This window comes from Anaerocolumna sp. AGMB13025 (genome assembly GCF_029689925.1).
In the GTDB taxonomy this organism is placed as follows: Bacteria; Bacillota; Clostridia; order Lachnospirales; family Lachnospiraceae; genus Anaerocolumna.
Genome location: NZ_CP121445.1, coordinates 2,436,289 through 2,449,554 on the forward strand (window position 1 = coordinate 2,436,289; position 13,266 = coordinate 2,449,554).

Genomic DNA, 13,266 nt, shown 5'->3' on the forward strand with positions numbered 1-13,266 from the left:
AAAACTTTGAATAATTATGAAAGAAGGATGAACATCATGTTAGATATCAGAATCGAAAAAACAAAAACCCCAAAGGAACTTCCTGGTGCAGAGAATCCCTTAAAATTCGGAACCATATTTACAGATCACATGTTTTTAATGAACTATGAAACCGGCAAGGGATGGCATGATGCAAGAATCGAACCTTATAAACCAATAAGTCTGGAACCATCTGCTATGGTATTTCATTACGGTCAGGAAATGTTCGAAGGTTTAAAAGCATATAAAGCTGAGGATGGCAGGGTATTGTTATTCCGTCCTGACAAAAACATTGAAAGAGCCAATAAGACCAACCGCAGAATCTGTATTCCTGAAATCCCGGAGGAAGACTTTTTACAGGCTTTACAGGCTGTAGTTAAGATAGATGAAGCCTGGATTCCATGTAAACCAGGTACCTCTTTATATATTAGACCTTTTGTAATTGCAACGGATCCTTTCTTGGGAGTTAGACCCTCGGATACGTATTTGTTTATGATTATATTATCGCCTGTAGGAGCATATTATCCGGAAGGATTAAATCCGGTTAAAATCTGGATCGAGGATGAATATGTCAGAGCCGTTAAAGGCGGTATCGGTGAAGCTAAAACCGGTGGTAACTATGTAGCCTCCTTAAGATCACAGGTAAAAGCTCATGAAGAAGGTTATTCCCAGGTATTATGGATAGATGGAGTGGAACGAAAATATATAGAAGAAGTTGGCGCTATGAATATTTTCTTTAAAATAAATGGAACAATTGTTACCCCTAAATTAAACGGCAGTATTTTACCCGGTGTAACCAGAGATTCGGTTATTAGTCTCAGTAAATCCTGGGGGCTGCCGGTAGAAGAGAGAAAAATCTCTATTGATGAAATTTTTGAAGCCCATAAAAACGGTTCTCTGGAAGAAGTTTTTGGGACCGGAACTGCTGCAGTTATCTCACCAGTAGGTCAATTAAGGTGGGAAGACCACATTATGAAAGTTCAGGACGGTGGAATCGGTGAGTTCAGTCAGAAATTCTATGATACTATTACCGGAATCCAGTTAGGTAAACTAGAAGACCAGTTCAATTGGACAATAGAAGTAGAATAGTATTTTGTGTAAGAGTCAATCCTGTAAAGGGTCGGCTCTTATTTTTTTCTCATCAGGATGAATTCAGTAACTTTTATGTGGACAAACTGCTAATAAATTTCAGTTATAATGGAAAGCTTATTTAAAGGAGGCTAGCATTTCCCGGCGTGTATACTGTAAATTATATAAAAAATACAAGAAATCCGGTTCAATTTTTTCTTGTAAAAATAGACGAAGCACAATAAAACCTATAGTTAAAATGCATAAATAATATGGAATTGAACCCTTTGTTATTGTACAAATATTATATTGACGTTATGAAGATAAATGAGTAAAATTAGTTGAAATTTGCTTGAAACATAGCACTTAACTTTAAGGAGAAGATTGTAATGAACATAAAAGATGTTATACTTGGAAAACCTTTGAAAAATAATGAGCTCAGTCATGAAAAGCTGACCAGACTATGGGGTTTGCCAATTATGGCAAGTGATGCAGTATCTTCTGTCGCATACGCAATCGAAGAAATATTACTCATATTAGTACCGGCAATCGGACTGTTATCTTTTCATACCCTGCCATTTATTATCATTCCTATTTTATTATTATTAATAATTCTGGTAGTATCCTATTCCCAGATTATTGACCATTATCCCAATGGAGGCGGTGCTTATGCCGTAGCGAAAGAAAATATCGGTAAAACAGCTGCTTTACTTTCCGCTGCGGCTTTAACTATAGATTATATTATGACCGTTGCAGTTAGTATATCCTCATCAACAGCAGCTTTAGTTTCTGCGTTTCCATCTCTGCACAGTTACAAAGTGCCGATTTCATTAATTTGCGTAGCTATTATAACATTGATTAACTTAAGAGGTGTCAGGGAAGCTTCTAAAGTATTTGGTCTTCCAACCTATATTTTTATTATTTCCATGGCAATTTTAATTTTAGGTGGTTTTATTAAGCTAATAAATGGAACCTTAAACCCGTTAGAGTATACCACTCCCATTCTTTCTGATGAAACCTTACAGGGAATTGGTCTGCTGATTTTGTTAAAAGCTTTTTCCTCAGGCTGTTCAGCCATGTCAGGAGTAGAAGCAGTAAGCAATGCTGTGCCAAGTTTTAAAGCACCCTCTACAAGGAACGCAAAACACATCCTATTTATGCTGGGTGCTATTATCGTCTTTATATTTGGAGGTACGTCCATAATAGCAATTCATCTTCAGGTACTTCCTGTTGAAGGACATACCGTATTGTCACAGATTTCTGCCGCAGTATTCGGGCATACGTTTATGTATTATGTGATTCAGGTATTTACGTCCCTGATTTTAATCCTGGCAGCAAACACAGCTTATAATGGCTTGCCGCAGTTATTATATATCCTTGCACATGACGGGTATGTTCCCAGACAATTTTCTTCAAGAGGAACGAAACTTAGTTTTTCAAACGGTATTTTATTCATATTTATAGCGGCCTCACTTCTGATCATTGGATTTAAAAGTGAAACCCATAGATTAATACCGCTTTATTCGGTGGGGGTTTTTATCTCCTTTACTATCGCCCAATATGGTATGTTCAAAAAATGGAGGGTAATTAAAGAAAAGAACTGGCAGCATAAGTCCTGGATTAACGGGTTTGGTGCAATTGTTACTTTAGTTGTATCCGTTATTGTTTTTTCAACAAAGTTTATGGACGGCGCCTGGATACTGGCAATTGCAATACCTGCTATTATGATGGGAATGTATTGTATCCATAAACATTATTCCGCAATAAGCAAAGAACTTCAGCTGGAGAAGTTTAATCCTTATTATGATAAGGATGGGGTCACCTCAACTCAGTGTATTCTCTTAGTACATGATATAAATAAACCCTTTTTAAAAGCAATCAATTATGCCAATTCCATATCAAATAATATTACAGCCCTCCATGTATGCCGCCATACAGACCATGCACAGCAGCTAAGAAAACAGTGGGAAAGCCTTGAGATTCCAATAGAACTTAAAATTATTGAAACACCTTACCGTGACATAATAAAGCCTATGGATGATTATTTATGGCAGAGAGAGCGGGAGCTTAACCATGGTGAAAATATTTCGGTTATAATTATTAAATTTATTACCGCTCATTGGTATGATAATTTTCTGCATAATCAGACTGCGCATTTCTTTAGTCAGCATTTAAGCAAGCATAAAAATATTTCAACTGTTATTGTACCGTTTCATTATATGCTGGATGGCAGGAATTCCTGTAATAAGCATCTGGAAAACAAGGAATGAAACAGCAGTAAGGGATAAGAATGTAATTACAGATCAAAAAGACGCAAAATAGCTGTAAACCAATAGGTCAGTGTATTTTACGTCTTTTCTGTTAAAATATAATATATTCAAACTTCCCTGTTATGCTCGAATCAGACTTTAATCTATGAAAGGCTGGGAGGCTTCTTGTTATTCCTGATTTCTTTAAAAACCGGTTTCCGTAAGAAGCCTTTTTCACTTGGGGTATACTGCACTTGGCATACCAGGGTAGGTTCCAGCCATACCACATCTTCGTTCCCAGAGGGCATTAAATGAAAGGGAGATTCGGCTCTTCTTACACAGGGATACTCTTTTTCAAAATCAGAGCACCCGTTAAAAGTAACATGACCTTTATAGAATAAATTATTTCCCCGGTACTCTCCTAAAATAAGGCTTGTGGCATTGGGTTTTTTTGCAATAAACCCGCATATGATAAAATCCTTATCCGTTAGATATTTGAACTTAATCCATTCTTTTGAAGTTTTATCAGGATAATATTTACTGGCTTTATCCTTGGCTATCACGCCTTTTAAATTTTGCCGCTTCGTCAGATTGAATAACTCTAAACCTCGTTCAGGGACATATCTGGAGACTGACAATTTTTCGGTCTCATTTACTGTTTCTTCTAATAGTTTTTTTCGGTTTATAAGGGGTAAATCCGTTATCAGTTTATTATTAATATACAATATATCATAGGCTACGAAACATGCGGGATAACGGGCAGAAGCTAACTGTATTTTTAAATACTCATTTAACAGGGAGCGGCGTTGTACTTCCATACTATCCGGTATTCCCTGTTTAATTACGATTAATTCTCCGTCCAATATACATTTCCCTTTGACATATGCATTAAGGTCTGAGAGTTCAGGAAATGCAGCCAACAGGCAGTGATTACGATCGTTTCGTATATCTGTACTGGTTTCGTCCAGATAGATGAGACATCTTATTCCGTCTAGTTCTAATTCATAGATGTAGTCCGGAGAATTAAAGGGATCAGTCATTTCTTTGATTTGCATGGGACGTATAGACTTATCCTCAAATATATCCATAGGCACTACCGTTTAGTCTGTCAGTTCTACTGCTATCCGAACTCTTTAGCAAGGTTATTATCAAAATTTTGTGTGTAACCGGCATAAAAATCACCTCATTTTTTATATTTAGTATGCTGCTTTTAAACGGATATTATGAAATCTGCAGATATACTCTGTCCTGAATCAAAAATAGATTACATTTGGTATATTATATTAACAATAATAAAAATAGTAATAGGGAGACCTGGAATATTTTTATAAAAATAAATTCTGTAACAGAGACCTTTCCCGTATTCTTTCTTTACATTCTCTCAATAAGTGGTTAAAATATATATCATTACTACTACCCCTCCAACACTTTCCAGGAACCAATAGGTGGAAGGTGCATAAAGTGAAAGAAATTTATAATGAGAAAGGTTGCCATACTCAGAATCTTTCCCGCATTCTTATTTGTGGCAGTATCCCAGATCAGTCTGGGATATGCATTGGGTGTATATGATGAAATGATAAAGGAGAATCAGATAAATGAATGATTTTACACTAAATTTACGGGAAGTAAATACACTATCAATTATAATACGTTTAAGTCTTGCAGCCATCTGCGGAGGTTTAATTGGATATGACAGAGGGAGAAAAAAAAGACCGGCCGGTTTCCGTACTCATATATTGGTGTGTATTGGTTCCGCTTTAGTTATGGTAACCAATCAATATATTATTGATGTCATGAAATACAATTCTGACGCTACCAGGTTAGGGGCACAGGTAATCAGTGGAATCGGTTTTCTGGGCGCTGGAACAATTTTAATCACAGGTAAACAGCAGGTAAAAGGACTTACAACGGCGGCTGGTCTCTGGGCATCGGCTTGTATGGGGCTTGCAATTGGTATCGGTTTTTATGAAGGAGCACTGATTGGATGTATTTTTATATTGGGAAGTATGACACTACTCCATCGGTTTGACGCTTATTTCATGTCAAAAACGAAACTGGTGGAATTATATGTTGAACTGCAGTCTGTAAAAAGCATTAGCAAATTCTTTGATTTTATTCGGAGTAACAATATGGAACTTACAAATGTGGAGATAATAAAATCGAAAACTGCAGAAGATATGGTTGGATTATTTGTAACAATTAAACAGAAAGAAAAACACGATCATATGAAGGTTATTACTATGCTCAGTTCCATGGAGGATGTTGTCGTAGTCGAAGAAATATAGTAAGAAGGAGCGTTAATTTATGAAAGAACTTATGAGGCTGTTTATTGCAATTAACTTCAATGAGAAAATAAAGACCAATTTATATGAACTAACACAAGAACTTAAGGGGAATATAACTCATGGGCATGTCACGCATAAGGATAATTTTCATCTGACACTGGTCTTTATCGGGGAAACAAAAGATTATGAACATGCCAGACAGGCGATGGAACAAGCAGTATCAAGCAGAGAGATACCATCCTTTTTGTTGAATTTCGGTGGTTTTGGCCGGTTTAAAGGCAGGAGCGGAGATATATACTGGGTTGGTGTCGAGCCAAATCCTGTTTTAACGGAATTAAATCAGGTACTGGTGAAGGAATTAAGAAAATTTGAGTTTTATATAGAAGAAAGGGAATATAAGCCACATCTGACTCTTGGAAGGGATATTAAACTTAAGCAGGGGTTTTCTGTGAATGATTTTGAAAAACTGGTACCAGAGATGTCCATGTCCGTCAGGGAAATCGGACTAATGAAGTCAGAGCGGATCAATGGAAAATTAGTATATACAGAAATCTATAAAAAAAATCTGATGGTTTGATCTATTACGGGCGATCTTACATTTACCTTTATTCTCAGGATAATATGGAAAACCGCCCGATTAATTTTGCTATTAATTCGTTTTATTCCTGCAGAATTTTGTTATAACTAAAATCCAACAGCCTATGATAGTAGCCGCCCATTTGATCAAATGTAAAGCAGTATTTGAATTTATCCACTGTGTTGTCTTTAAAGTAAATCACATACTGAAATTCTGAATTATCGATTTCTTCGCAAATATAATCCTCAGAATAACGTCGAAAGACGTCAAGGATATCTAAAAGGGTAAAGGAGTGGGTATTCACTGTTTGTATTAACTCCTTTAGAAAAAGATTATTCTCGTTCTTTCTATATATATATGAAATTCCTTCCCAGGGCACTGTAACCCTAAAACGTTTTCTCTCCAGGTCTATTCTTAGATTAACATACCGCTCATTTACAAAAGTAATAAATCCCTTCAAGTAATTTAAGCATTCTTCATTGGTTTCGAAGGAAGTACCCAGTAGGTAATTTAATAAATCTAAGTCATAGTATATACTAAAACTTTCGTTGTTTTGATAACCTAACTTTAATAAGCCTTCATAAATGGTAGTTTCTATATTCTCTTCCAGGTCTTTAAAACCAGTTGTATCAGCCATAAGTATTACTCCTATTCTATAATGAAGCCAAAGGTATAATGAAGCATACTTATTGTAATATAGAAAATTAAGCCTGTCAACGACAAAAGGGTATTAAGGAAAGACACGACAAAAGGTGTTAAATTACCAGGGCTGTTTATTAATTAAGAGCAGTCTGATTTCCTGAGGCTTTAAATTGGCATAGTAATTTAGACTGTTATTGGTAACGTCATTGCTGATTTTTGTAAGTTTTGGCAGGGAATGCCCTTTTAAGATAGTTATCTCTTCTTCGGTGGTAAGTGGCAGAGCACCCATGCGGACCCATTCATCAAAAGCGCTTCCATACTCTCTGTTTACAATCTGTTCCGTAAGGATATAGCTGCCATTCTCAATACCTGAAAGGACAAAATCAAACTCCAGGGAATTGGTATCAATGATGGCATTATACCGTTCGATAAAAGTAACATTAAACAAAACGCCCTGTGCATACAAAGGAGATACATGGGAGTAATTATATAATAGAACGGCGTAATCACCTTTTTGATTGGCTGTGACAAAATAGCCAGGCCCTTTTTCAATTAATGTATCCATTAACTTATTTAAAAAGGTAAAAGCATAAAAAGCTGGTTTTTTGATGCCGTTATAAGTGAATAAGCCTAATTCACCATGAAATTCGTCATTGGAAAAAGGAAGCTCTTCCATAGTATCGGACAGACACCAGTTTCCGAAACTGTCAACTGTATCATAGTTCTCCAGTATATTCTTAATAATATAAGCCGACCGGTAACAGGTATCATTAAGCCAGTCACGGTGGGAAGCGGTTGAAGCCCATTCAGTTATATAGGTAGGAAGTTTCGGATATTTTGCTATATTCTTTTTAAAGCATTCAAGAGTGTGGGTTATATAATCCGGGTCATCGGATAAAATAATCCGGTCGTTTTCGCAATTTTCGCCGGTAGACTCCCCTAAGGTGGCCAAATCTTTTGTTGTGGAAGTCTTAACAGGGTAGCAATGGATATTATAAAAATCAGGGTAGCAATTGTTTACTTTACAGTAATCAAGAAAGTTGTAAAATTCCATGTTGGAAAAATTCAGTGATCCATAGGAAGGGTTGCCAAAACGCAGAAGAGGATCACATTCCTTTACGCATTTTCTGGTAATGCGGTATAATTCATACGCTATTTCATCACTGTCAAAAGCAAAGGCATAGGACTTAAAAGGGGAATTCCAAAAGGAGAAAAGCCAGGTCCTTACTTCTGCATGACCGTACCGCTTTATGAAATGTTTCGTAAGTTCCGTTATAATAAATTCCCATTTGGAGTAATCGTTAGGTTCGCTTAATATAACGGGATTGTAAAAAATTGTAAGTTCAGGATTTTTGGCAAGTAGTTTTGGCATAAAGGAAAGCTGTATCAGTGGTTTTAAATTGATGGAAAGTAAGAAATCAATGACTTCATCTACATAATGAAAGGCAAGGTAGGGATTGCCGTATTTGTCTTCATTGTAAAGCATCATGGAATCATCCAGAATACCATGGAATTTAATATATTTAAAACCGATTTCTTTTTGTAAGGTAATAAGCTCCGTTCGAACCCGGTGTAAAAGAAGTTCCTTGGCTCTGCCGACGCCGGTAAAGGTTTTAAAAGCGTGGTGGAGAGTGCCTTTTGTATGTTCGGCATTAACATTAAGAATATTAATTACAGAAGAAGAAGCCTCGCTTTTTTGCTTTGCTGGTGTACCGGTATCCAGATATTCACCTAATTTATTAAGGAAATCATGCTGTTCAATTAACAAATAATCATTGAACTTCTGTGCTTTGGCAGCGTTTGCGGTACCTTCTTTTCTATGTTCCTTCTGATATTGTTTCGGCAGCATCCCGTATTCCTTTTTAAAACAGCTGACAAAATACCTGTTATTAGCGAAACCGTTATCGGCGGCAATCTGCTCAATGGTCAGATTGGTATTCAGTAAGTCATTGACTGCATGGTTCATCCGAATTCCTGTAAGAAAATTAAAAAAACTGATACCCATATTTTTTTCGAAAAAATGAGATAAATAGGAGGCTGACAAATACTCCCGTTCTGCCACGGAATTAAGGGTTATGTTCTCTGTATAGTTATCGTTTAAATATTCTATGATTCCTTTTAATCTCTTTAAGTTCTTGGATTTTTTACCGGCTGATTTGATATCTGTGGATTTAAAGTTCTTAACCAGTTCATGAAGCAGATGATAGGAATGTGAGATGCAGAGCAGATCGTCACAATCGGTATTATTATAGTTTAAGTAAATAAGTTGTGCTATTAGCTTCTTTAGTTGAAGAAATCTTGATTTGTTGTGATAAACAGAAGAGTTGCATTGAAAATAGGTTGATTCATTGATCCATTGTTTAAAGTAGCTGTGTTTAATCTGTAATACTGCTACCACATTTTCGGAACTGTGGATTTCATGTAATTGGTTGCTGTTAATTAGCAGGATATCATCCTCGAACAGATGATAGGTTTCTGATTCCAGCATAACAGTTATCTCACCGCTTAATACCAGATAAATTTCTATACTGCCGTGCCAGTGTCTGGTTGTATTATCTAGTTTCTGAATACTGATTTTTACCGGAACATCGTTTGCATACTCAATGATTTCATGTTTGTACATTTTTTTCTCCTCCTCATCAACTGATTTTATATATACATTATATATAAAAAGTTAAGTTAAAAAAACGTTTTTTAAGTTAGAAATCCTAAAAATGAAAAAATGTATTAATCTTTATTAAATATCAACAAAATCATGTATTATATTTGGATTAAATTAATTGATACAAGATAGATAATTACAATTGCAGCGAAATAATGTATAAAAAATATACAAAATAAATATAAATCAGCATGGATTTATTCTACAATATATATTAAGATATGTAAATAGATAGATTGATGATTTTGTTGGTTTTATAGGATAAAATCATATATCTAAGGTTAAAATTTATGAAAAGAGGTGAAAATTCGACAAATTACTTTATTTTATTATACATAAATTCATCGATTCAAGCAGGAATAAATTCTATTTAGAAGAAAAAAGCTGATTATTAAGAGTGTATAAAATGCACAATTAACAAAAAATAAAAAGCATATAAATGGACATAAAGCATTAGTGTTGTAACCGAACATGCAAAAAAAATATTAAAAAATATATAAAACTGTTGCAAAAACATTTTAAATTAGTTAAAATGTATAACATAACATAATATATTAAAAGACACGAAATGCTGCCAATTTAGTAAAAAAAACGGTTTTATAAAGACCCAGTAATGTTTTTTTATTAAGAATTAAATATAAAACGGGACGGCACCTACACTCTTGTATTTATATTTAATATAAAAGGCTGGAGAAGCCTAATTTTTAAGGAGGGTAAAAATGAGAAAAATGAAAAAGATAACCGCTCTCTTCCTGGCTATGCTGTTTGTAATGACAACTGTATTAGCCGGATGTGGCAAAAGCAACACAAAGGATACTACTACGGATACTGCATCCACAGATACTACTGAGGCTACTGTTGAACCGACAGCAACCGAAACACCAACTCCTGAAGCTACTGCAGAACCAACATCCAGTGAACCTGCAGATCCCAATCAGCTTCCAAGAAATGAAACCTTGTATTACGGCGGACAGCAGTGGGGTGCTGTTAATGGATGGAATCCTCTTTCTGACGATATGAACAATGCCTTAGTTCTGGCACAAGCCGCAGGCGGTTCACGTACACTTATGTATGAAACCTTATATATGTATAACATGCTTGATGGTTCCATGACTCCTTTATTAGCAGATGGAGACTACTCCTGGAATGATGCAAAAACCGAAATGACAGTTAAAATAAAAGGTGCTGCAAAATGGAGCGACGGAACTCCTGTTACTGCAGACGATGTTGCCTATACGTTTGATTCCAATGTTAAGTATCAGACAGCTCAGGGCGTAGGTCTTGCTCCTTATATTGAATCCGTAACGGCTGTAGATCCTTCCACAGTACTTATTAAAGCTAAACTGACTGATGACGGCAAACCGGTTAACCCTCTGATGCTTATCAGTTATTTAGGTCAGACCTATGTAATCCAAAAAGCTTGGATCCAGACTTTGGAAGCACGCTGCGACAGCGACGCTGCTAAGGTTAAAAAAGATCCGGCAGACGATGTTGTTTACTCCGGTCCTTATCACAAATATTATGCAGATGATCAGAAAGTTATTTTAATCCGTGATGATAATTATTGGGGTAAAGATGCTTCCATGTGGGGAAGTCTTCCTGCACCGAAGTATATCGCACATACAATCTATGCTGATAATGCTGCAACTGAAACTGCATTTAAAAAAGGTGAAGTTGACGTTGACCAGCAGTTTATACCTAATATCCAGGATCTCTGGTTAAAAGACGGACTGCCTATTTCTACTTATCTTCAAGACGCTCCTTATGGAGTTTGTGTAAATATGCCTACAGCATGGTTTAACTTTGATGTACCTGGTCTTGATAATGTAGCTGTCCGCAAGGCAATCGCTATGGCAGTTGACTATGATGCAATCATCGCAAATGCTGTAACTGGTCAATCTCCATCCTTTAAAGATGTTCCTCGTTCCGTAATGAATCCTACTGCTGGTGAGCAGGCTACTTTTGACCATGACGCAGTTAAGGATCTTCAATGGGTTGGTAATGACATTGAAGGTGCTAAGAAGTTACTTGACGATGCCGGAATTAAAGATACGAATGGTGATGGTATCCGTGAGATAAAAGGTAAGAATCTTTCCTTTAATGCATGCGCTCCTAACGGCTGGACCGACTGGATGGCAGCTATGGAAATCGTTGCAGCAGCAGGTAAGAATATCGGTATCGATATTACTACTGAATACCCTGAATGGTCTGTATACCAGACTGTTGTAACCGCAGCGAAACAAACCGATTATGATATCTTTATGATGTGGACTGACAGTGCTACACCGGTACAGCCTTGGGGACGTATCCGTATGTTAATGAGTTCAGAATACAACGGTATCGAAGGTAACTGGTCCGGTAACTGGGGTCATTACAGCAACAAAAAAATTGATGAGCTGATTAAAAAGATTCCTACCGAATCCGATGCAGCTAAATTAAAATCATACTATACAGAAGCAGTTAAGATTTACTTAACTGATGTACCTTCCTTCTCACTGATGTACAGACCTGATAAATTCCACGCTGTGAATGAATCTGTTTGGACCAATTATCCTGAGAACGGTGACGGAAATAACATTCCACCTATGGATTTATCTGATGGTTATGGTATTGCCGGTCTCTATAAGATTACTTTGGTTCAATAAGACTTATATCATACACATAATAGTGAGGTAAAAGTATCACCTGAATACTAATAGTCAGCCATGTTTCGGGAGTTTTGAAACATGGCTGTCTTCGAATACGTGGAGGTAATAGATGAAAGGCTATCGTAAATATTTCGGCAAGAAAATCGTGTGGTTTCTCATTACATTTCTAATTGCAGTTCTGCTTAATTTCATACTTCCCCGATTAATGCCGGGAGATCCTGTTGCGGTCATCACTGCTAAATCGGCTAAGGGAATTTCAGACACCTCTGCAGTGAAACAGATTTATGAGACTTACGCCAAGCAGTTTGGTATAGACAAACCCATGTATGTTCAGTTCTTTACTTATATTAAGAATGCTTTTACAGGGGATTTCGGGCTTTCGTTCAGTCAATATCCTAGAGAGGTATCTAATATTATATCCAATGCCATCTGGTGGACTATTGGACTACAGCTTCCAGCAATTGTAGTAGGATGGCTGTTAGGTAACATTCTCGGTGCTCTGGCTGCTTACATACGTAAAGGATTCGATAAGGTGCTTATGCCTGTCAGTCTTTTTGTCAGCAGTCTTCCTGCATTTGGTTTAGCTGTAATTTTACTTGTTGTTTTTGCAATAAAGCTTAATATTGCACCAATTTCAGGTGGGTATGGATATGATATGATACCTAATTTCAGCTGGAATTTTATTAAATCTGTAGTTTCACATTATCAGCTTCCGTTCTGGTCTATTGTTGCGATTAATATCGGCGGTCAGGCCATTGGTATGCGTTCCATGTCAATCTATGAATTAAATGCGGATTATGTTAAATACAGCCGTTTCCTTGGAATTAAGGATAGTAAAATCGTAGGGTATGTATTCAGAAATGCCATGCTGCCCCAGGTTACAGGTCTTGCATTATCCTTAGGTACCATGGTAGGCGGTGCTTTGGTTGCCGAGATTATATTCAGTTATCCGGGTCTTGGAACTACCATGCTGCAGGCGATTACAATGTCTGATTATCCGCTGTTATCGGCAACTACACTTATTATTACATTAATGGTGCTGTTTGCAACGTTCGCGATTGATATTATATACGGATTTATTGATCCCCGTGTCAAAGCGGCGCAGTTTGATTAAGGA

Annotated in this window: 10 protein-coding genes; 7 read left to right on the plus strand and 3 right to left on the minus strand. The window is 36.5% G+C overall.

The window, feature by feature from the left end:
• Positions 1–36 precede the first annotated feature (36 nt).
• Both QA584_RS09890 and QA584_RS09895 read left to right on the plus strand, forming a co-directional pair.
• Positions 37–1,107: a branched-chain amino acid aminotransferase gene (locus QA584_RS09890; RefSeq protein ID WP_278274354.1), complete on the plus strand. Its 1,071-nt coding sequence runs from the start codon at positions 37–39 to the stop codon at positions 1,105–1,107.
• A gap of 368 nt (positions 1,108–1,475) precedes the next feature.
• Entirely contained in the window at positions 1,476–3,356 is a 1,881-nt protein-coding gene (locus QA584_RS09895) for an APC family permease (protein WP_278274355.1), read from the plus strand.
• Between the two features lie 143 nt (positions 3,357–3,499).
• Here QA584_RS09895 and QA584_RS09900 read toward each other — a convergent pair whose 3' ends face one another.
• The gene (locus QA584_RS09900) at positions 3,500–4,423 is read right to left on the minus strand and encodes an ATP-dependent DNA ligase (protein ID WP_278274356.1); all 924 of its coding nucleotides are present in this window, start codon (positions 4,421–4,423) and stop codon (positions 3,500–3,502) included.
• 389 nt (positions 4,424–4,812) lie between these two features.
• Here QA584_RS09900 and QA584_RS09905 point away from each other — a divergent pair, with 389 nt between their 5' ends.
• The 3 genes from QA584_RS09905 to thpR are packed head-to-tail and all read left to right on the plus strand — an operon-like array spanning position 4,813 to position 6,197.
• Positions 4,813–4,938, plus strand: coding sequence for a hypothetical protein (locus QA584_RS09905; protein ID WP_278274357.1), 126 nt, complete (start codon positions 4,813–4,815; stop codon positions 4,936–4,938).
• Positions 4,931–5,620, plus strand: a complete 690-nt coding sequence (locus tag QA584_RS09910) for an MgtC/SapB family protein (protein ID WP_278274358.1) — start codon at positions 4,931–4,933, stop codon at positions 5,618–5,620. The genes QA584_RS09905 and QA584_RS09910 overlap by 8 nt, the downstream gene beginning before the upstream one ends.
• A 19-nt stretch (positions 5,621–5,639) precedes the next feature.
• Entirely contained in the window at positions 5,640–6,197 is a 558-nt protein-coding gene (gene thpR, locus QA584_RS09915) for an RNA 2',3'-cyclic phosphodiesterase (protein WP_278274359.1), read from the plus strand.
• Between the two features lie 82 nt (positions 6,198–6,279).
• Here thpR and QA584_RS09920 read toward each other — a convergent pair whose 3' ends face one another.
• The gene (locus QA584_RS09920) at positions 6,280–6,834 is read right to left on the minus strand and encodes a DUF3877 family protein (protein ID WP_278274360.1); all 555 of its coding nucleotides are present in this window, start codon (positions 6,832–6,834) and stop codon (positions 6,280–6,282) included.
• Positions 6,835–6,957: 123 nt separating this feature from the next.
• The gene (locus QA584_RS09925) at positions 6,958–9,462 is read right to left on the minus strand and encodes a GH39 family glycosyl hydrolase (RefSeq protein WP_278274361.1); all 2,505 of its coding nucleotides are present in this window, start codon (positions 9,460–9,462) and stop codon (positions 6,958–6,960) included.
• A gap of 758 nt (positions 9,463–10,220) precedes the next feature.
• On the opposite strand from QA584_RS09925, the gene QA584_RS09930 reads away from it, so the two are divergent.
• Positions 10,221–12,146 carry an ABC transporter substrate-binding protein gene (locus QA584_RS09930; RefSeq protein WP_278274362.1) on the plus strand — a complete coding sequence of 642 codons (1,926 nt, stop codon included), beginning with the start codon at positions 10,221–10,223 and terminating at the stop codon, positions 12,144–12,146.
• A gap of 112 nt (positions 12,147–12,258) precedes the next feature.
• Entirely contained in the window at positions 12,259–13,263 is a 1,005-nt protein-coding gene (locus tag QA584_RS09935; protein WP_278274363.1) for an ABC transporter permease, read from the plus strand.
• Positions 13,264–13,266 lie beyond the last annotated feature (3 nt).